Source organism: Yoonia rosea (genome assembly GCF_900156505.1).
GTDB classification, from domain to species: domain Bacteria; phylum Pseudomonadota; class Alphaproteobacteria; order Rhodobacterales; family Rhodobacteraceae; genus Yoonia; species Yoonia rosea.
The window spans coordinates 1-19,643 of the sequence record NZ_FTPR01000004.1; the positions used below are offsets into that span (position 1 = coordinate 1).

Sequence of the window (19,643 nt, forward strand, 5' to 3'; positions counted from 1 at the left end):
ACAAAGTTCGAGGCAGAGGCCTATATTCTGACCAAGGAAGAGGGTGGTCGTCACACACCATTCTTCGCGAACTACCGTCCACAGTTCTACTTCCGGACCACTGACGTGACCGGCACAGTTGTTCTGCCCGAAGGCACCGAAATGGTGATGCCTGGCGACAACCTGAAGTTCAACGTCGAGCTGATCGCACCGATCGCGATGGAAGACGGCCTGCGCTTTGCGATCCGCGAAGGCGGCCGCACCGTCGGCGCCGGTGTTGTATCAAAGATTGTTGAATAACAATCTTTGAAGTGGGTGGCAGGTGATTGCGCCGCAATCGCCGAGAACCCACGACGGTGTTATGAATAACAAAGGCCGCTCCAATCGGGGCGGCCTTTTGGTTTTTGCTGATATGTGCTAGCCGGTTCGCGTAACCATTGGAGGCCGACATGGATCATTCAACGCTGTGACCTTTTCTCAACTCAGCACAAGGATGTCCCATGACCTTTCCAACCCCCGAAACCCGAAATCCGGTTATTCTGCCTGACGGCAACGCACACGAAGGCACCGTCTTTCTTTCCGCGGCTGTTGATCATCCGCGGTTCGAGATTGGCGACTACACTTATGCCAGCGCGCATAAGCCGCCCGATGATTGGGCGCTCCATCTCGCGCCCTACCTCTATGCGTTTTCGCCCGAGAAGCTTCGGATCGGGAAATTTTGCCAGTTGGCGGATGGTGTCACTTTCATCACCTCTTCCGCGAACCACCGCTACGATGGATTCTCGACGTTTCCCTTTATGATTTTCACTGGAGCAGGTCCGGACGGCCCTTCCATGCCTGAACCCGGCCCCGATACAATTGTCGGCAATGACGTTTGGATCGGCCAAGGCGCTACCATTCTGCCCGGTGCCCGGATTGGCAACGGCGTGATCGTTGCGGCGGGTGCAGTTGTGGGCGGACATATCCCCGACTACGCGATTGTCAGGGGCAACCCCGCGCAAATCAGCAGGATGCGGTTTGACGATGAGACGATTGCAGCCTTGCTTGGGATTGCGTGGTGGGATTGGGAGATCGACAGGATTGTTACCCAAGAGGCCACGATTGTCGGCGCTGACTTGGCCAAGCTTCGGAGCGGTACCGCGTAAAGTCAGCTGCGTCACCGCGCAAACGCACCTGCACTGACGGCCCAGTGGCCGTGGGTTATGATCTGCGTTTCAGTTGCGCCAAGGGTGAATGTCGGGAAGGGTCATGCATGACCGCTGGTCGCGGGCTGATTCTGGCCATCCTGTTTTTCGCTCGGCTTACAATGGCTTTCCAGTTTCAGGCCGTTGCCGCGCTGTCGCCGCTCTTGATGGAGGCGTTCAGTATCGGATTGGCAGATATCGGCTTTCTGATCGGACTGTATTTTGCGCCGGGCATCTTGTTCGCATTGGGCGCGGGGCCGGCGATGACCTTGCCCGGAGATGTGCTGACGCCGAAATCGCGGTCTCTGGGGGTCGGCGTCTTTTTTACGATCTCCTATGTCGTGATGATGGTGGGCCCCCGATTGGGCGGTGGATTGGCTGACGCGGGAATGATGATCATTGCCGGGGCAGTGATGTCGTTTGCGGCTGCGGTGTGTTTGCTGTTCTTTAGCCGCGCGACAGTTTAGGGGCCGTGCGGCAGATCAATCATCGCATCTGCACGCGCGGTATTGGCGTCGATGAAACGGGCGATCTCCTCACGGAGATTTTCCAATTCGGCCGCGTCCGGCTTGCGTGGTACCTTTTTGGGAAAGCGGGCGAAAACATAGGCGCCTTTGCTGAATGGCCTTGGTATCAGTAACCTATCCCATGACTGCGCGCGTCGCTGACGGGTGGTTGAAAAAGCGTAGCAGAAAATCGGCAACCCTGTTGCGCGCGCCCATTCAAGCGGCGGATCCTTTAACTGCAATGCAGGCCCACGGGGACCATCAGCTGTCAGCCCGATGCTCACGCCGTCCTTCACGCGCTTCAGCACAGTGCGTGACGCCACGATATTTGAAACCTTGGCGGACATTTTCATCGGGCGCAGCCCCGACAGCTGGTGAACCGCCCCGACGACCCGCGCGATTGGTGAGGTATCATGCAAACTCGAGAGTGATCCGCTTTCAACGGGCCAGTGATGCGCGATCATCATGAGCCGGCTGTGCCACATTACGAGCAGGACAGGCCCTTCCGCCATTGCGGCACGCAATTCGTCAACGCCCTCGGACTGCCACCGTGTCGTGCGCTGTACCAGATTGAGATAGAGCAACACCAAACGTCCAACGGCGTTCACGAACCGTTCGGATTTCTCGATGCGTCTGCGCAGTGACATCTGGGGCCGTGCCTTTGGTTACGGGTCAGCCTCTGTTTTCGCAGGTCTGCACCTGAACACAAGCTGCGAGCGTCCTGAACGCGCCGCATATGAACACAATTCGACTAAAAACCGCATGATTTTGGCATAAGCCCGCCACTTTGGCCCTCTATCACGTCGCCGTGCTCATGGTGTGTTTTCCATGTTTTATTTTTTATCGAGTTACGGAGCCTACAATGACCCCTTTGAAATCTATTGCGCTTTTTGTTGCCGTCAGCGTTGCTGCTGGCCCTGCTTTTGCAGAAGTTGTTTTGAACAATGAAAAGAGCCGCCTGTATGAGGCTGACTATGAAGCCGTTCTTGCCGAGAATGGCATTGAAGTCGGTGCAGCCGTCTTTGGATCGTACGATGCCAGCTACGATGTTTATTTGACAGACGTAGATCTGTTTCCATCGCTTCTGGGTCACTACGATGCGGACTACGAAGTGGCCCTTGATCACGCAGCCTTTGGGCCGGTGGTGGTCGCTTCCCGCTAAAGGCCCATTGACGGTTACGAAAATTCGGCCGGTTGCGGCTGCTTAGATATGGATTGCGCCGATCTTGTGTCGGCGCAGACCGTTCCCAAACCGAAATCGGACGGTCCGGCGGTTTCATGGCACCTTCCCTCTTGATCCCGCCTGAGTTTCGGACTACCTCGCTACTCGGTCATAGGGGTATAGCTCAGTTGGTAGAGCGGCGGTCTCCAAAACCGTAGGTCCCGGGTTCAAGTCCTGGTGCCCCTGCCAGACCAGATCACCGACACGCTGGTGCGCGGAGGTTAGAGAGTTTCCATGTCAGCGACGCCTCTTTCTGTCGCGTTCCATATCGGAGCGCACAAGACTGCCACCACACATCTGCAACGCGCGCTGAAATCTGCTGCGGATCAATTGGCAGGGCAGGGCGTGCAGTATTACGGCCCCGATACGCTACGGTTGCCGGGGCGGTCTTTGCAATCGCTCTTCGGGCTCAAACATCAAGCGCCGGATGGTATGGTCAAACGTCCAGCGGCCGAGCAATTGGCGCGGCTGCGCAAGGATGGCCATCGGTTGGTTTTCAGCGAGGAAAACTTTATCGGTGCGTTGAACACGCCGAACGGTGGCAAGATGAAGCGGCGATACAAGGTCGCCGATACGCGACTGACGGGGCTGTCAGCAGCAATTGGCCAGAACATTGACGTCCACCTTGCTCTGCGCCGCCCGACGGCCTTTCTGAATTCAGCCTATTGCCAGCTTCTGTTGGGCGGGAGAGTGCAGCCGTTCAAGTCCTACGTAAAAACCCATGGCATGAAGACAGTGGATTGGGTTGAGCTGGTCCGCCGCCTGCGTACGTCCCATGGCGTAGGCTCTGTCACGGTTTGGCGATACGAGGACTATGGTGCCGTCTTTCCGCATATCATTGCCGGATTGGTCGGGCAAGATGCCGCTGCTTCGGTGCGGCCACCGCGGCGACGTGTGAACCGTGGTTTGTCTGCCGCTGCTGTCGCGCAGGTGTTGGAACAGGCGGGCGATCTTACCGGACAGAATAGTGCAAGAGCGGCCCGCAAAGCACTTGCCGTCGAAGATGGCTATGCGCCTTTTGACGGGTTCTCGGAAAAGGATCACGCCATGAGCGATGCGACCTATGCGCGCCAGATTGCGGAGATTGCGCAAATGGATGGCGTAACCTTGCTGCGCCCTGAGCTACTTTGACGTGTCACGATCACGCAGCCTTCCTTACGGGCTTGAATTTGCGGGTCAGAGGCCGTAAGTCCGTCATGTTTTTACAAAGGACGATCAGCCATGGCACTCGCCAATCCCGTTAAGTTCATCCAGGAAGTCCGTTCAGAGGTGGGCAAAGTCGTATGGCCGACCCGCCGTGAAGTGGTGATGACCACGATCATGGTGTTCATTATGGCGGCGCTGACGGCGATCTTTTTCTTTCTGGTCGATCTGCTGATCCGGACAGGTCTGAATGGCGTTCTGACTTACTTTGGCAGCTAATACGTCGCTTTTCCCGCCCGCCTCTTGAAAACTCTGTAAGGCAGCGGTATGAGCCAACAACTTCCGAAAATGGCGTGCGGCGAATCAAGTTGCACGCCGCTTTTATTTTCGGGACTGGCGGTTCAACTGCCGAACTGAAATGCAATTGCGGCCTTTTGGCTGCGTGACGACAAGGTGCTCTGACAGATGGCCAAACGTTGGTATTCGGTAAGCGTTCTCTCAAACTTTGAGAAGAAGATTGCAGAAGCGATCCGCACAAAGGCAGAAGAGCAGGGGCTCAGCGATCAGATCGATGAGGTTCTGGTGCCGACCGAAGAAGTGATCGAAATCCGCCGCAACAAGAAAGTGACCGCCGAGCGCCGCTTTATGCCGGGTTACGTTCTGGTCCATATGGAAATGTCGGACGAAGGGTATCACCTGATCAACTCGATCAACCGCGTCACAGGTTTCTTGGGCCCCCAAGGCCGCCCGATGCCGATGCGCGATGCCGAAGTACAGGCAATCCTTGGTCGCGTCCAAGAGGGTGAAGATGCGCCACGCACACTCATCCACTTCGAGATTGGCGAAAAGGTAAAAGTCAACGATGGTCCGTTCGAAGATTTCGACGGCATGGTCGAGGAAGTGGACGAAGAGAACCAGCGCCTGAAGGTGACGGTCTCTATCTTTGGCCGCGCCACACCGGTCGAGCTTGAATTTACGCAGGTCTCCAAGCAGTAACGGCGACCTCAGCAATTGAAAAAGGGGAGCGTCCGACGCTCCCCTTTTTTGTTTCTGCTGTTGTGTTCTTTAGGCCAGCGACAGCACAACCTGTGGGCCGTCTACTGTCAGCGTATAGTCAGGGATCGACAGGTACTCGCCTTCTGATGCGCCTGCGACCCCCATGCCGACGGCATTATAGACCGATCCGTGCCGCGATCCGCGGTCAAGGCAAGCGAAAGGCGCCTCAGGGTTCCCCGTCAGGCCAATGGCCTTGCCACGATGCGTACATAGCAGGTTCACGACAAAATATTCGGGGTTCTGGACCGTCCCCGCCCGATCATTCGCCGCGCCAAAGGCGACCTGCTCTGCCGTGCGCCGGTGCACCGCCACGTATTGCATCATGCCTGTTGCCGAAAACTCTGCGTCATCTGTCGGGCGCGCGATCACGGCGACCTCACCGGGTTGCAACGCCGAAATCTCGACCTCGGCTGCGCCCGCAGAGACTGTAATCAACTGGTTCTCACCTGTGGGGCGGTCTTCTGGCAGGCCGGCCCATGCGGCCTCGAAATTCGTCTGCGCATTCAAGATCGCAGGGCAGAGTAAAACGGCTGTGCTGGAAATTGTCGTCATCACATGGCGGCGGGTCATTTTTTGCATGGTCATTCCTTTCGTGGGGTGAGGGTCATATTCGACAAAGGCAAGTCCTTGTCCCAAAACCGGTGTTTCAGAACGGCGATGATGTGGATGGCAAACAGGGCCAAAAGGATCCATTTCAGCGTAAAATGCGCCTCAAGAAACCATTCGCCCGTGTCCGAGCGCGCAAGGCCTTGGTCAACGGCGGCGATCAGCAGGGGATCGCGCAGGCCCGAGGCGGCGATATACCCGGTCACCAGATAGGCGATAAGGCATATGTAAAGCCCGGCATGAACGATTTTCGCCATGACCGCCTCGAGCGGGTGGTGGGGTTTGGCGGCCGGTGTTGCAGGATGCCGGAAGCGGGCGATGAGGCGGGCGACCACCACAACGATCAAGATCTGGCCTGCGATCTGGTGCAGCTGCATCGTGTCTGCGTCAAGCCAATCATACGTATACGCGAGGCCCGTCAACACCATCACGATCAGAACGGCAGCAGTAAGCCAGTGAAAAATGATCTGAGCTTTTGTATAGGTCATCGCGCTTTCCTTTGAGATCAATTTATTGCGGTTTCCCTAAAGGCAACTTCGTGGTGGATCACGTGCGCGTTATTGGCTGCCGCGATGTTGTATTTTTCAGCGCATTCGTGCCGAAAACCACTTGCTAAACGGGGGGTGTCCGACTAAACGGCGCACTTGTCGCCTTGTGGGCGGCACTCATGTGGGAGGCGAGGTGCACGCGTGCGCCGGACCGGACCACACAACGAAAAGCCCTGCGGTCGCGACCAAAGGGCGTTGGAATAGGAGATGGCTTCATGGCCAAGAAGATTATGGGTACGCTTAAACTGCAGGTCCCTGCAGGCGCTGCTAACCCGTCCCCACCAGTCGGCCCAGCATTGGGTCAGCGCGGCATCAACATCATGGAATTCTGTAAAGCGTTCAACGCCAAGACAGAAGGCATGGAAAAGAATGCCCCGTGCCCGACAGTGATCACATACTATCAGGACAAGTCGTTCACGATGGAAATCAAGACGCCGCCTGCGTCTTACTACATCAAGAAGGCCGCGAACCTGAAGTCTGGCAGCAAGACACCTGGCAAGGATGTTGCTGGTACAATCACAGGCAAGCAGGTGCGTGAAATCGCAGAAGCCAAAATGAAGGACCTCAATGCGACGTCCATCGAAGGCGCAATGCTGATCATCGCGGGTTCCGCTCGCTCTATGGGCATCGAGGTGAAGTAATGGCAAAATTTGGTAAGCGTACAACTGCAGCACGCGCTGCATTCGCAGAGAAACACAACGTCACCGTCACCGAAGCTGCTGCTTTGGTCAAAGACAACGCCACAGCAAAGTTCGATGAAAGCATCGAAATCGCAATGGTGCTGGGCGTTGATCCACGTCACGCCGACCAGATGGTCCGTGGTACAGTGAATCTGCCACACGGCACAGGTAAAACCGTGCGCGTTGCTGTATTCGCACGCGGCGATAAAGCGGAAGAAGCGAAAGCGGCTGGCGCGGATATCGTTGGTGCAGAAGACCTGATGGAAACTGTTCAGGGCGGCAAGATCGATTTTGACCGCTGCATCGCGACACCTGACATGATGGCCATCGTCGGTCGTTTGGGTAAGGTTCTGGGCCCACGTAACCTGATGCCAAACCCCCGCGTTGGCACAGTGACCATGGACATCAAGGAAGCTGTGGAAGCAGCAAAGGGTGGTCAGGTTCAGTTCAAAGCGGAAAAAGCTGGTGTGGTTCACGCCGGTATCGGCAAATCCTCTTTCTCTGCACAGCAGATCGAAGAGAACATGAAAGCTTTTGTTGACGCGGTTGGCAAAGCCAAGCCGACGGGCGCAAAAGGCACCTACATGAAAAAGATCTCCGTCAGCTCAACAATGGGCCCGGGCGTATCTGTTGATGTCGCGTCTGCGACCGGCAACGTCTAAATCAATCTAGACAGATGCAGATTTCGGCAGGCCGTTTGGCCTGCCGTTTGCGTTTTGGAGTGGCGCGCGCGCTTTGCGTCCTACTAAATACGCTATTTCGATTGGCGCGATCCCTGCGCATCGGCGGCATTCGCCGCAAAACCTCAATAAATTGTAGCGCAGGACTTGGCTTTGGGGGCAATACACTCTAAGCGATACCGCAGGCCCGCGCGATTGATTCGTCTGGGCCTTTATTCGTCCGAGACGGTGGGTTGGCCTTATGCCATTAATTCCTGCCTGAGACGGGAAGACCAGAATTCTTGAGGCTCTCCTCGGTTCCCTCTGGCTCGCCCCGTTTGCACATGGACTGTAGACTGTTGGGCGGCCTGAGCCGTTTGACAAAAGTAGAGCCGGTGCCGGGATCAAATCCGGTGCCAAACTTGGAGTAAAACTGTGGATAGAGCACAAAAAGAACAGCTGGTCGACGATCTCGGCCAGATCTTTGAAAGCTCTGGCGTTGTAGTGGTTGCCCGCTACGAAGGCATGACAGTTGCTGAAATGCAGGACCTGCGCGCGCACATGCGTGAAGCGGGCGGTTCCGTACGCGTTGCCAAGAACAAGCTCGCCAAAATCGCCCTCGAGGGCAAGCCATGCGCAAGCATCGGCCAATACCTCGAAGGCATGACTGTACTCGCTTACTCTGAAGACCCCGTCGCTGCGGCGAAGGTTGTCGACAAGTATGCCAAAGAGAATGAAAAACTTGTCATTCTCGGCGGTGCTATGGGCGATACAGCGCTGGACGTCGCTGGTGTGAAAGCGGTTGCCGGTATGCCATCACGCGAGGAGCTTATTGCTTCTATCGTGGGCTGCATCGGTGCACCTGCAAGCAACATCGCCGGGGCCATTGGCGCGCCTGCTTCGAACATCGCAAGCATTCTCTCAACCATCGAAGAGAAAGCTGCATAAAGCATCTGAATTGACTTGGGGGCGTGCCCTCACGTTGGAACACACTTAAAACGAACGGAAAGCATAAAATGGCTGATCTGAAAAAACTGGCTGAAGAGATTGTTGGTCTGACACTTCTCGAAGCACAAGAACTGAAAACCATCCTGAAGGACGACTACGGCATCGAGCCAGCAGCCGGTGGCGCTGTTATGATGGCTGGTCCTGCTGGTGACGCTGGTGCGGCTGCAGAAGAGAAGACAGAATTCGACGTCGTTCTCAAGAACGCTGGCGCATCCAAAATCAACGTCATCAAAGAAGTCCGCGGCATCACAGGTCTTGGCCTGAAAGAAGCCAAAGACCTCGTCGAAGCTGGTGGCAAAATCAAAGAAGGCGCGTCCAAGGACGAAGCCGAAGAGATCAAAGCAAAGCTGGAAGCAGCTGGCGCCGAGGTCGAGCTGGCCTAAGCCCGCTTTTGGCGAAGCACAATTCGCCCTGTAAACAAGGCTGGACTCGCATTTGCGGGTCCAGCCAAACCTGTCTTAGAGGTCGGCCAATGCGTTGACCGTCCTCTTGGGTAGGTTCCAAAAGTCGGGAGGGTGCCGGTGGGACGGCAGCCACGAATAGACTTTAGAACCCCCGGTCAAATGGGTGAAGCGTCGCGGCCCGGGCGATGTGGAACTCGAGAGACAAACAAAAGGTGACACCGCACATGGCTTCTACTTTCCTTGGTCAGAAACGCCTGCGTAAGTACTACGGCAAAATCCGTGAAGTGCTTGAAATGCCGAACCTCATCGAGGTTCAGAAATCCTCTTATGATCTGTTCCTGCGCTCCGGCGACAGCGACACGCCACTTGACGGCGAAGGCATCAAAGGTGTCTTCCAGTCGGTGTTTCCGATCAAGGATTTCAACGAAACCGCCGTTCTTGAATTCGTCAAGTACGAGCTGGAAAAGCCGAAATACGATGTCGAGGAATGCCAGCAGCGCGATATGACCTACAGCGCGCCGCTGAAAGTGACCCTCCGTCTGATCGTGTTTGAAGTGGACGAAGACACAGGCGCGAAGTCGGTCAAGGACATCAAAGAGCAAGACGTCTTCATGGGCGATATGCCTTTGATGACACCGAACGGTACCTTCGTTGTGAATGGCACCGAGCGTGTCATCGTATCGCAGATGCACCGCTCGCCCGGCGTTTTCTTTGACCATGACAAGGGCAAAACCCATTCTTCGGGTAAACTTTTGTTTGCCTGCCGCATTATCCCATACCGCGGTAGCTGGCTTGATTTTGAGTTCGACGCCAAGGACCTTGTGTTCTGCCGGATCGACCGTCGTCGCAAATTGCCTGTAACGACACTGCTTTATGCGCTGGGTCTGGATCAGGAAGGCATCATGAATGCCTATTATGACACCGTCGAATACAAGCTGGACAAAAAGGGCAAGGCGTGGACAACCAAGTTCTTCCCGGAGCGTGTTCGTGGCACACGTCCTGCTTTTGATCTGGTTGATGCGAAAACCGGCGAAGTCATCGCGAAAGCCGGCGAAAAGGTTACGCCGCGCTCGGTCAAGAAGCTGATTGATGCGGGCGACGTCAAAGAGCTGCTGGTGCCTTATGAAAACATCGTCGGCAAGTTCGTTGCACAAGATATCATCAACGAGGAAAACGGTGCGATCTACGTTGAGGCCGGTGACGAGCTGACACTCGAGATGGACAAAGATGGCGAAGTCATCGGCGGTACACTCAAGGATCTGGTCGATGCGGGTATCAAGACGATCCCTGTTCTGGATATCGATAACATCAACGTGGGCGCGTATATGCGCAACACGATGGCGTCGGACAAGAACATGAACCGCGAAACCGCGCTGATGGATATCTACCGCGTCATGCGTCCGGGTGAGCCACCGACCGTTGATAGCGCGTCTGCGCTGTTCGACACGCTGTTCTTTGATAGCGAGCGCTATGACCTGTCCGCTGTGGGCCGCGTGAAGATGAACATGCGTCTTGATCTGGATGCCGAAGACACCATGCGCACCCTGCGCAAGGAAGACATCGTCGCCTGTATCAAAGCACTTGTCGAACTGCGTGACGGCAAGGGCGATATCGACGATATCGACCACCTTGGGAACCGTCGTGTGCGTTCTGTCGGCGAATTGATGGAAAACCAGTATCGCGTTGGTCTGCTGCGCATGGAGCGCGCGATCAAAGAGCGTATGTCTTCTGTCGAAATCGACACTGTGATGCCACAGGACCTGATCAACGCCAAGCCAGCCGCGGCTGCGGTGCGTGAATTCTTTGGCTCTTCGCAGCTGTCGCAGTTCATGGACCAAACCAACCCGCTGTCAGAAGTGACGCACAAGCGCCGCCTCTCCGCGCTTGGGCCCGGCGGTCTGACACGCGAACGTGCGGGCTTTGAGGTGCGCGACGTGCACCCAACCCATTACGGCCGTATGTGTCCGATTGAAACACCGGAAGGTCCGAACATTGGTCTGATCAACTCGCTTGCCACTTTTGCCCGCGTGAACAAATACGGCTTTATCGAAACACCTTATCGCAAGGTCACAGACGGCAAGGTGACGGACGAAGTGTCCTACATGTCCGCGACCGAGGAAATGCGTCACACTGTGGCGCAGGCCAACGCGAATATGGCACCTGATGGGTCGTTCAATAATGAACTGGTTTCAACCCGCAAGAATGGTGACTACACACTGTCCCCGCGTGAAAACGTGGACCTGATCGACGTGTCGCCAAAGCAGCTTGTTTCTGTTGCGGCGTCCCTGATCCCGTTCCTCGAAAACGACGACGCCAACCGCGCCTTGATGGGCTCGAACATGCAACGTCAGGCGGTGCCACTTCTGCAGGCCGAGGCCCCATTGGTGGGTACCGGTATCGAAGAAGTGGTTGCGCGCGACAGTGGTGCGGCGATCATGGCGAAACGCGGCGGCATCATCGACCAGGTCGATGCGCAGCGTATCGTGATCCGTGCGACATCCGACCTTGAGCTGGGTGACGCAGGCGTCGACATCTACCGTATGCGCAAATTCCAGCGTTCGAACCAGAACACCTGCATCAACCAGCGTCCGCTGGTGAAAGTGGGTGATACGGTGCAAAAAGGTCAGGTGATTGCTGACGGTCCGTCCACCGATATCGGTGAATTGGCCCTTGGTAAGAACGTGGTCGTCGCGTTTATGCCGTGGAACGGTTACAACTACGAAGACTCCATCCTGATCTCTGAGCGTATCGTGCGCGACGACGTCTTCACCTCGATCCACATCGAGGAATTCGAAGTCGCCGCCCGTGACACAAAGCTTGGGCCAGAGGAAATCACACGCGATATTCCTAACGTCGGTGAGGAAGCCCTGCGCAACCTCGACGAAGCGGGGATCGTGTACATCGGTGCCGAAGTTGGCCCTGCAGATATCCTTGTGGGCAAGATCACACCAAAAGGCGAAAGCCCGATGACGCCAGAGGAAAAACTGCTGCGCGCCATCTTTGGTGAAAAAGCATCCGATGTGCGTGACACATCCTTGCGCCTGCCCCCCGGTGACTTTGGCACCGTGGTTGAGGTCCGCGTCTTTAACCGCCATGGCGTGGAAAAAGACGAACGTGCCCTGCAGATCGAGCGTGAAGAGGTTGAACGCCTTGCCCGTGACCGCGACGACGAGTTGGCGATCCTTGATCGCAACATCTATGCACGTTTGTGGGACATCATCTCTGGCAAGAAAGCTGCCAAAGGGCCAAAAGGCTTTAAGGCTGGTTCGATTGTCTCTGAGGAAAGCGTTGCCGATCTGTCCCGTGGACAGTGGTGGCAGCTTGCCATGGAAGACGAAGATGATGCGAAAATCGTTGAAGCACTGAACGAACAGTACGAAATCCAGAAACGTGCTATGGATGCGCGGTTCGAGGACAAAGTCGAGAAAGTGCGCCGCGGCGATGATCTGCCACCAGGCGTGATGAAGATGGTCAAAGTCTTTGTGGCTGTGAAGCGCAAGCTGCAGCCCGGCGATAAGATGGCCGGTCGTCACGGCAACAAAGGTGTTATTTCCAAGGTTGTGCCGATGGAAGACATGCCGTTCCTTGCGGACGGTACACCAGTGGACTTCTGTCTGAACCCGCTGGGCGTGCCATCGCGCATGAACGTCGGTCAGATCCTTGAAACACACATGGGCTGGGCCGCACGCGGTCTGGGTATCCAGATTGACGAAGCGCTGGGTGAATACCGCCGCTCCGGTGATCTGACACCCGTGCGTGAGGCGATGCGCATTGCCTATGGCGATGATGTCTATGAAGAAGGCATCGCTGGCATGGATGAGGAAAACCTCGTCGAGGCAGCAGGTAATGTCGTCAATGGTGTGCCGATTGCGACACCAGTCTTTGACGGTGCAAAAGAGGCTGACGTGAACGATGCGCTGACGCGTGCCGGTTTCGACACCTCGGGTCAGTCGGTTCTTTTCGACGGTCGCACGGGCGAGCAGTTCTCGCGCAAAGTGACCGTAGGCGTGAAATACCTGCTGAAACTGCACCACCTTGTCGACGACAAGATCCACGCACGTTCCACCGGGCCTTACAGCCTTGTCACGCAGCAGCCTCTGGGTGGTAAAGCCCAGTTCGGTGGCCAGCGTTTCGGGGAAATGGAAGTCTGGGCACTGGAAGCATATGGCGCGGCTTACACCTTGCAGGAAATGCTGACTGTGAAGTCGGATGACGTGGCAGGGCGGACGAAGGTCTACGAAAGCATCGTCAAAGGCGAGGACAACTTTGAGGCCGGCGTGCCGGAGTCGTTCAACGTGCTCGTGAAAGAAGTCCGGGGTCTCGGCCTCAACATGGAACTCCTGGATGCGGAGGATGAGGAATAGTCAAAGTCTCATCGAGACTTTGCAGGCAGACTTTCGATGAAAGTCTGCCTCCCTCCCCAACGCACCCCAATTCAAGGAATTGAAGATGAACCAGGAACTGACAAACAACCCGTTTAACCCGCTCACACCGGCAAAAACGTTTGATGAAATCAAGGTGTCGCTGGCATCTCCCGAGCGGATCCTGTCGTGGTCCTTCGGAGAGATCAAAAAGCCCGAGACCATCAACTACCGTACGTTCAAGCCAGAGCGCGACGGTCTGTTCTGTGCGCGTATCTTTGGCCCGATCAAGGACTACGAATGCCTGTGCGGTAAGTATAAGCGCATGAAGTATCGCGGCGTTGTCTGCGAAAAATGCGGTGTTGAAGTTACGCTGCAAAAGGTTCGCCGCGAGCGGATGGGCCACATTGAACTGGCAGCACCCGTCGCACACATCTGGTTCCTCAAGTCGCTGCCATCCCGCATCGGCCTGATGCTGGACATGACGCTGCGCGATCTTGAGCGCATCCTGTACTTCGAAAACTACGTCGTGATCGAACCCGGCCTGACTGACCTGACTTATGGCCAGTTGATGACCGAGGAAGAGTTCAACGACGCACAGGACCTTTATGGCATGGATGCATTCCAGGCCAACATCGGTGCTGAAGCGATCCGCGAAATGCTGGCCCAGATTGATCTGGAATCGGAGGCAGAGACACTGCGCGCCGATCTGAAAGAGGCCACAGGCGAATTGAAGCCCAAGAAGATCATCAAGCGTTTGAAGATCGTCGAAAGCTTCCTTGAAAGCGGCAACCGCCCCGAGTGGATGGTGCTGACCGTGATCCCTGTGATCCCGCCAGAACTGCGCCCGCTGGTCCCACTGGATGGCGGCCGTTTCGCGACGTCTGACCTCAACGATCTTTATCGTCGTGTGATCAACCGCAACAACCGTCTGAAGCGTCTGATCGAGTTGCGCGCACCTGACATCATCGTGCGGAACGAAAAGCGGATGTTGCAGGAATCTGTTGATGCGCTGTTCGACAATGGCCGTCGTGGCCGCGTGATCACGGGTGCCAACAAGCGCCCGCTGAAATCGCTGTCCGATATGCTGAAGGGTAAGCAGGGTCGCTTCCGTCAGAACCTTTTGGGTAAGCGCGTCGACTTCTCGGGTCGTTCGGTCATCGTGACCGGTCCGGAACTGAAGCTGCACCAGTGTGGTCTGCCGAAAAAGATGGCGCTCGAGCTGTTCAAGCCGTTCATCTACTCGCGCCTTGAAGCCAAGGGTCTGTCCAGCACAGTCAAGCAAGCCAAGAAACTGGTCGAAAAAGAGCGTCCAGAGGTTTGGGATATCCTTGATGAGGTGATCCGCGAACACCCTGTCATGCTGAACCGTGCGCCAACGCTGCACCGTTTGGGCATTCAGGCGTTTGAACCGGTTCTGATCGAAGGTAAGGCGATCCAGCTGCACCCGCTGGTCTGTTCTGCGTTTAACGCTGACTTTGACGGTGACCAGATGGCGGTTCACGTCCCGCTGAGCCTTGAGGCCCAGTTGGAAGCCCGCGTTCTGATGATGTCGACAAACAACGTGCTGTCGCCTGCGAACGGTGCGCCAATCATCGTGCCGTCACAGGATATGATCCTTGGTCTCTACTACACCACCATCATGCGTCACGGCATGAAGGGCGAGGGCATGTCTTTCAGCGATATCGAAGAAGTCGAGCACGCGCTGACCGCGGGTGAAGTGCATCTGCACGCCAAGATCACGGCGCGGATGGTACAGATCGACGACGAAGGCAACGAAGTCATGACGCGGTTTGAGACCACACCGGGCCGTTTGCGTCTGGGTGCGTTGCTTCCGCTCAATGCCAAGGCGCCGTTTGCGCTGGTCAACCGTCTGCTGCGCAAGAAAGAAGTGCAGCAGGTCATCGACACCGTCTACCGCTACTGTGGTCAGAAAGAATCTGTCATCTTCTGTGACCAGATCATGACCATGGGCTTCCGCGAAGCGTTCAAGGCAGGCATCTCGTTCGGTAAGGACGATATGGTTGTTCCCGATACCAAGTGGGAACTGGTCGACGAGACACGCGAGCAGGTCAAAGACTTTGAACAGCAGTACATGGACGGCCTGATTACACAGGGCGAAAAGTACAACAAAGTTGTCGATGCCTGGTCAAAGGCCAACGACAAAGTCACCGACGCGATGATGACCACGATCTCCACCACACCGCTCTTGGCGGATGGTGCCGAAGGTGAGCCGAACTCGGTTTACATGATGGCCCACTCCGGTGCGCGTGGTTCGGTCACACAGATGAAGCAGCTGGGCGGTATGCGCGGTCTGATGGCCAAGCCGAACGGCGAGATCATCGAAACGCCGATCATCTCGAACTTTAAGGAAGGTCTGACCGTTCTTGAGTACTTCAACTCGACCCACGGTGCCCGTAAGGGTCTGTCGGACACGGCGTTGAAGACTGCGAACTCGGGTTACCTGACACGTCGTCTAGTGGACGTCGCCCAAGACTGCATCGTCCGTGAGGTCGATTGCGGAACAGAGCGTGCGATCACCGCAGAAGCCGCCGTGAACGATGGTGAAGTCGTTGCATCACTGGCCGAGCGTGTGCTGGGTCGTGTGTCTGCGGATGACGTCATTAAGCCGGGTACGGACGAAGTGATCGTCGAAGCAGGCGAGCTGATCGACGAGCGCAAGGCCGACATGATCGACATGGCCGCGATTGGCAAAATGCGTATCCGCAGCCCGCTGACCTGTGAAAGCGAAGATGGCGTTTGTGCGATGTGCTATGGCCGTGATCTGGCCCGCGGTACCCGCGTGAACATCGGCGAAGCTGTTGGTATCATCGCGGCACAGTCCATCGGTGAACCTGGTACACAGCTGACAATGCGGACGTTCCACATTGGTGGTGTTGCCCAAGGTGGCCAGCAGTCGTTCCTCGAGGCCTCACAGCCTGGTAAGATCGAATACCGTAATGCTCAGCTGCTTGAGAACGCAGCTGGCGAAATGGTTGTGATGGGCCGGAACATGGTTCTCGCGATTGTTGGTGAAGAGGGCGAAGAGCGCGCGACCCACAAGGTCGGCTATGGCTCCAAAGTGTTCGTCAAAGAGGGCGCATCTGTGCTGCGCGGCGATAAACTCTTTGAATGGGATCCCTATACACTTCCAATCATCGCCGAGGCCTCTGGTACAGCCAAATACGTTGATCTGGTGAACGGTATCGCAGTCCGTGAAGACACCGACGATGCAACGGGTATGACCCAGCGCATCGTGTCTGACTGGCGTGCGGCACCGAAGGGCAATGAGCTTGCTCCGAAGATCATCGTTCTTGGCAAGGATGGCGAAGTTGTCCTCAAAGAGGACGGCAACCCCGTTGCGTATCCAATGTCTGTGGATGCGGTTCTGTCGGTTGAAGACGGCGAAGAGATCAAAGCGGGTGATGTTGTCGCGCGTATCCCACGTGAGGGTGCCAAGACGAAAGACATTACCGGTGGTCTGCCACGTGTGGCCGAACTGTTCGAAGCCCGTCGTCCAAAGGATCACGCAATCATCGCTGAAATCGATGGCTACGTGCGCTTTGGCAAGGACTATAAGAACAAGCGCCGCATCGCGATTGAGTCTTCGGATGATGCAGACGTGAAGGTCGAATACATGGTGCCCAAGGGCAAGCACATTCCGGTTGCGGAAGGTGACTTTGTCCAGAAGGGTGACTACATCATGGACGGCAACCCAGCCCCGCACGATATTCTTGCGGTTATGGGGGTCGAGGCCCTTGCGGACTATATGATCGACGAAGTGCAGGACGTTTATCGCCTGCAAGGTGTGAAGATCAACGACAAGCACATCGAAGTTATCGTGCGCCAGATGCTCCAGAAGTGGGAGATTCAGGACAGCGGTGACACCGTTCTGCTGAAAGGCGAGAACGTCGATAAGGCCGAGTTTGATGAAGCCAACGCGAAGGCACTTGCACGGGGCGACCGCCCTGCGACAGGCGAGCCGATCTTGTTGGGTATCACCAAGGCGTCGTTGCAGACCCGTTCGTTCATCTCTGCGGCATCGTTCCAGGAAACGACACGCGTTCTGACCGAAGCTTCCGTGCAAGGTAAGCGCGACAAGCTGATCGGCCTGAAAGAGAACGTGATCGTGGGCCGTCTGATCCCTGCCGGTACCGGTGGTGCAACACAGCAAATCCGCCGTGTTGCTGCAGATCGCGACAATGTCGTGATTGAAGCACGCCGCGAGGAAGCTGAAGAGGCCGCACGCCTTGCAGCTCCGATGGAGATGCCAGCGCAGTCCGAGGAAGATCAGGTCTTTGGCACCGCCGTTGAGACGTCCGAGGACGACGCATAAACAAGCGTCTCTCTGAGCAAAGAAAGGCCCTCGCTTTGCGGGGGCCTTTTTTGTTGTGCGTTTGCGCCATTGACGTGCCACAGAGATCAGCGGGCAGATTTTGCCTGCATTATCATTTTGCGCCCGTCGTGATCCATTATATGGATGGCCTATGACATTTGATCAGATCAAAACCTTTCTCTGGGTGGCGCGTCTTGGTGGCTTTCGCAAAGCGGCTGAACGGCTCAACCTGTCACAGCCTGCTGTCTCAACGCGCATTTCGAACCTCGAACAGGAACTCCGGGTTCCGCTTTTTGAGCGTGGCTTGGGGGAACCGGTTCTAACAAAACATGGCGCGTTGCTCCTGTCTTATGCCGAGCAGATGTTGTTCGTCGAAGAGGAGATCAAACAGCGCGTCGCGAACCCGTCTGAAACAGAAGGGCTGTTTCGCGTGGGCGCCTCGGAAACGATCGCTCAGGCTTGGCTGCCCGATTTCCTGAAAGCCTTCAGCCAGCAGTACCCGCGCGTCAACGTGGATCTGGCAGTTGATATTTCGCTTAACCTGCGCGCTGATCTGCTTGACCGCAAACTTGATTTGGCACTGTTGATGGGGCCCGTGTCCGAATTCTCGATCGAAAACGTTGCTCTGCCAGCTTTCCATTTGCACTGGTACCGTGCCGCTTCAAACCCGCAGGAGGATCTCAGCCGGATCCCGATCATTTCATATTCCAGCCAGACCCGGCCGCACCGCGAACTGATGTCGGAACTATCACGCCGCATCGGACCCAAGCTGCGGGTTTATTCGTCGGCGTCTCTGTCTGCGAGCCTCAAGATGATCGCAGCAGGAATCGCCGTTGGCCCCTATCCGCGCGCGTTGGCAAATGATCTGCTATCGGCGGGTCAGATTGTTGAATTCGATCCGGGCTTTCGCCCGAGTCCACTGGACTTCACAGCCTCATATCTGTCCGAACCGCGCAGTTTTCTTATTGAAACGAGTGCAGAGATTGCCCGCACTGTCGCGCAAGACTGGGATCTACGGCACGTCAGGTGAATAAGAAAATTTTATAGGTAACGATATAAAATGATAATTTGCATGGAACAGCCCTAACATGTGATGCTTTATCAAGAAGAGCGGGGCTGCCATGAACGCGAAATCTGTTTCCCACATCGATCTGGTCACCGCCACCGCGGTTGATGCACGCGCGGCGATCCGGTCAGGATCATATGCAGGGCACACCGCAGGTTTGGCGGCCGGTAAATTACAATGCAATCTTGCGATCTTGCCAGAACGTTATGCGCTCGATTTCTTGCGGTTTTGCCAGCGCAACCCCAAGCCTTGTCCGGTTGTCGGTGTAAGCGATACCGGCAATCCAGCGCTGCCGACGCTGGGCCAAAACATTGATATCCGCACTGATGTTTCCAAATATCGCATCTTCCGCGATGGCACGCTGGCCGATGAGGTCACCGATATCAGCGATGAATGGACTGATGATCTTGTTACGGTCGCACTGGGGTGTTCCTTTACCTTTGAGAATGCGCTCTTGCGCGCTGGCATTCCTGTGCGTCATATCGAGACAGGTTTGAATGTTCCGATGTTTCGCACCAAGATTGATCTGGTGCCGGCGGGTCGGTTTCACGGTCAAATGGTTGTCACCATGCGCCCCATTCCGGAACATCAGGTTGCCCAAGCGCATGAAATCAGTCGCCGTTTCCCTCAGGCTCATGGCGCGCCGATTGCGGTCGGCGATCCGGAAAAGATCGGGATTGCGGATCTGATGCAGCCTGATTGGGGTGATGCGGTTGAAATCAGAGCTGGCGAAGTGCCGGTTTACTGGGCCTGCGGTGTGACACCTCAGAACGTCCTGCTGGACGCCGGGCTGCCGCTCTGCATCACGCATTCGCCCGGTCATATGCTTATCGCCGATGTGGCCGAGGACGCCGAAACAACAATTCTAAAACAATAAACAAACGA

General features: G+C 56.1%; 18 protein-coding genes and 1 tRNA gene. 16 read left to right on the forward strand and 3 right to left on the reverse strand.

Annotation, left to right across the window (positions count from 1 at the left end; genetic code table 11):
* From B0B09_RS16205 to B0B09_RS18075, 3 genes are all read left to right on the forward strand, one after another.
* On the forward strand, positions 1–279 hold a 279-nt coding region (locus B0B09_RS16205), incomplete at its 5' end, for an EF-Tu C-terminal domain-related protein (protein ID WP_446001694.1).
* 200 nt (positions 280–479) lie between these two features.
* Positions 480–1,124, forward strand: coding sequence for a CatB-related O-acetyltransferase (locus B0B09_RS16210; protein WP_076660977.1), 645 nt, complete (start codon positions 480–482; stop codon positions 1,122–1,124).
* 107 nt (positions 1,125–1,231) lie between these two features.
* Positions 1,232–1,630, forward strand: a complete 399-nt coding sequence (locus tag B0B09_RS18075) for a hypothetical protein (protein WP_076660978.1) — start codon at positions 1,232–1,234, stop codon at positions 1,628–1,630.
* Here B0B09_RS18075 and B0B09_RS16220 read toward each other — a convergent pair.
* Positions 1,627–2,316, reverse strand: coding sequence for a lysophospholipid acyltransferase family protein (locus B0B09_RS16220; protein WP_076660979.1), 690 nt, complete (start codon positions 2,314–2,316; stop codon positions 1,627–1,629). The two genes, B0B09_RS18075 and B0B09_RS16220, sit on opposite strands and share 4 nt — an antisense overlap.
* A gap of 215 nt (positions 2,317–2,531) precedes the next feature.
* On the opposite strand from B0B09_RS16220, the gene B0B09_RS16225 reads away from it, so the two are divergent.
* The 5 genes from B0B09_RS16225 (at position 2,532) to nusG (ending at position 5,030) form a co-directional block, all read left to right on the forward strand.
* The gene (locus B0B09_RS16225; RefSeq protein WP_076660980.1) at positions 2,532–2,831 is read left to right on the forward strand and encodes a hypothetical protein; all 300 of its coding nucleotides are present in this window, start codon (positions 2,532–2,534) and stop codon (positions 2,829–2,831) included.
* Positions 2,832–3,004: 173 nt separating this feature from the next.
* Positions 3,005–3,080 (forward strand) — tRNA-Trp (locus B0B09_RS16230).
* A 45-nt stretch (positions 3,081–3,125) separates the two neighbouring features.
* A complete protein-coding gene (locus tag B0B09_RS16235) occupies positions 3,126–4,022 on the forward strand; it encodes a hypothetical protein (protein ID WP_076660981.1) in 897 nt (298 codons plus the stop codon).
* Positions 4,023–4,112: 90 nt separating this feature from the next.
* The gene (gene secE, locus B0B09_RS16240; RefSeq protein WP_055296202.1) at positions 4,113–4,313 is read left to right on the forward strand and encodes a preprotein translocase subunit SecE; all 201 of its coding nucleotides are present in this window, start codon (positions 4,113–4,115) and stop codon (positions 4,311–4,313) included.
* 186 nt (positions 4,314–4,499) lie between these two features.
* Entirely contained in the window at positions 4,500–5,030 is a 531-nt protein-coding gene (gene nusG, locus B0B09_RS16245; RefSeq protein WP_055296201.1) for a transcription termination/antitermination protein NusG, read from the forward strand.
* Positions 5,031–5,099: 69 nt separating this feature from the next.
* On the opposite strand, the gene B0B09_RS16250 is transcribed toward nusG, so the two are convergent.
* Positions 5,100–5,669, reverse strand: a complete 570-nt coding sequence (locus B0B09_RS16250; protein ID WP_076660982.1) for a Rieske (2Fe-2S) protein — start codon at positions 5,667–5,669, stop codon at positions 5,100–5,102.
* Between the two features lie 2 nt (positions 5,670–5,671).
* Positions 5,672–6,184, reverse strand: coding sequence for a cytochrome b (locus B0B09_RS16255; protein ID WP_076660983.1), 513 nt, complete (start codon positions 6,182–6,184; stop codon positions 5,672–5,674).
* A gap of 275 nt (positions 6,185–6,459) precedes the next feature.
* On the opposite strand from B0B09_RS16255, the gene rplK reads away from it, so the two are divergent.
* From rplK to B0B09_RS16295, 8 genes are all read left to right on the forward strand, one after another.
* Entirely contained in the window at positions 6,460–6,885 is a 426-nt protein-coding gene (rplK, locus tag B0B09_RS16260) for a 50S ribosomal protein L11 (protein WP_055296198.1), read from the forward strand.
* Positions 6,885–7,586, forward strand: a complete 702-nt coding sequence (rplA, locus tag B0B09_RS16265) for a 50S ribosomal protein L1 (protein ID WP_055296197.1) — start codon at positions 6,885–6,887, stop codon at positions 7,584–7,586. The genes rplK and rplA overlap by 1 nt, the downstream gene beginning before the upstream one ends.
* Positions 7,587–8,018: 432 nt before the next feature.
* A complete protein-coding gene (rplJ, locus tag B0B09_RS16270) occupies positions 8,019–8,531 on the forward strand; it encodes a 50S ribosomal protein L10 (protein WP_055296196.1) in 513 nt (170 codons plus the stop codon).
* A gap of 68 nt (positions 8,532–8,599) precedes the next feature.
* A complete protein-coding gene (gene rplL, locus B0B09_RS16275; protein WP_076660984.1) occupies positions 8,600–8,974 on the forward strand; it encodes a 50S ribosomal protein L7/L12 in 375 nt (124 codons plus the stop codon).
* A 245-nt stretch (positions 8,975–9,219) separates the two neighbouring features.
* Positions 9,220–13,359: a DNA-directed RNA polymerase subunit beta gene (gene rpoB, locus B0B09_RS16280; RefSeq protein ID WP_076660985.1), complete on the forward strand. Its 4,140-nt coding sequence runs from the start codon at positions 9,220–9,222 to the stop codon at positions 13,357–13,359.
* An 85-nt stretch (positions 13,360–13,444) separates the two neighbouring features.
* Complete coding sequence (gene rpoC, locus B0B09_RS16285) at positions 13,445–17,692, forward strand: DNA-directed RNA polymerase subunit beta' (RefSeq protein ID WP_076660986.1); 4,248 nt, start codon at positions 13,445–13,447, stop codon at positions 17,690–17,692.
* A gap of 151 nt (positions 17,693–17,843) precedes the next feature.
* Positions 17,844–18,722 (forward strand): LysR family transcriptional regulator, encoded by an 879-nt coding sequence (locus tag B0B09_RS16290; RefSeq protein WP_055296192.1) that lies wholly within the window; start codon positions 17,844–17,846, stop codon positions 18,720–18,722.
* 91 nt (positions 18,723–18,813) lie between these two features.
* Positions 18,814–19,635, forward strand: coding sequence for a putative hydro-lyase (locus B0B09_RS16295; RefSeq protein ID WP_076660987.1), 822 nt, complete (start codon positions 18,814–18,816; stop codon positions 19,633–19,635).
* The last annotated feature ends 8 nt before the right edge of the window (positions 19,636–19,643 follow it).

Bases quoted from the DNA above. Each gene is read 5' to 3' on its own strand.
- B0B09_RS16210 (WP_076660977.1), top strand. From the start codon at position 480: ATGACCTTTCCAACCCCCGAAACCCGAAATCCGGTTATTCTGCCTGAC.
- B0B09_RS16220 (WP_076660979.1), bottom strand. From the start codon at position 2,316: ATGTCACTGCGCAGACGCATCGAGAAATCCGAACGGTTCGTGAACGCC.
- B0B09_RS16295 (WP_076660987.1), top strand. From the start codon at position 18,814: ATGAACGCGAAATCTGTTTCCCACATCGATCTGGTCACCGCCACCGCG.
- B0B09_RS16235 (WP_076660981.1), top strand. From the start codon at position 3,126: ATGTCAGCGACGCCTCTTTCTGTCGCGTTCCATATCGGAGCGCACAAG.
- B0B09_RS16290 (WP_055296192.1), top strand. From the start codon at position 17,844: ATGACATTTGATCAGATCAAAACCTTTCTCTGGGTGGCGCGTCTTGGT.
- rplK (WP_055296198.1), top strand. From the start codon at position 6,460: ATGGCCAAGAAGATTATGGGTACGCTTAAACTGCAGGTCCCTGCAGGC.
- secE (WP_055296202.1), top strand. From the start codon at position 4,113: ATGGCACTCGCCAATCCCGTTAAGTTCATCCAGGAAGTCCGTTCAGAG.
- rplA (WP_055296197.1), top strand. From the start codon at position 6,885: ATGGCAAAATTTGGTAAGCGTACAACTGCAGCACGCGCTGCATTCGCA.
- rplL (WP_076660984.1), top strand. From the start codon at position 8,600: ATGGCTGATCTGAAAAAACTGGCTGAAGAGATTGTTGGTCTGACACTT.
- rpoB (WP_076660985.1), top strand. From the start codon at position 9,220: ATGGCTTCTACTTTCCTTGGTCAGAAACGCCTGCGTAAGTACTACGGC.
- B0B09_RS16255 (WP_076660983.1), bottom strand. From the start codon at position 6,184: ATGACCTATACAAAAGCTCAGATCATTTTTCACTGGCTTACTGCTGCC.
- B0B09_RS16250 (WP_076660982.1), bottom strand. From the start codon at position 5,669: ATGCAAAAAATGACCCGCCGCCATGTGATGACGACAATTTCCAGCACA.
- B0B09_RS18075 (WP_076660978.1), top strand. From the start codon at position 1,232: ATGACCGCTGGTCGCGGGCTGATTCTGGCCATCCTGTTTTTCGCTCGG.
- B0B09_RS16225 (WP_076660980.1), top strand. From the start codon at position 2,532: ATGACCCCTTTGAAATCTATTGCGCTTTTTGTTGCCGTCAGCGTTGCT.
- nusG (WP_055296201.1), top strand. From the start codon at position 4,500: ATGGCCAAACGTTGGTATTCGGTAAGCGTTCTCTCAAACTTTGAGAAG.
- rpoC (WP_076660986.1), top strand. From the start codon at position 13,445: ATGAACCAGGAACTGACAAACAACCCGTTTAACCCGCTCACACCGGCA.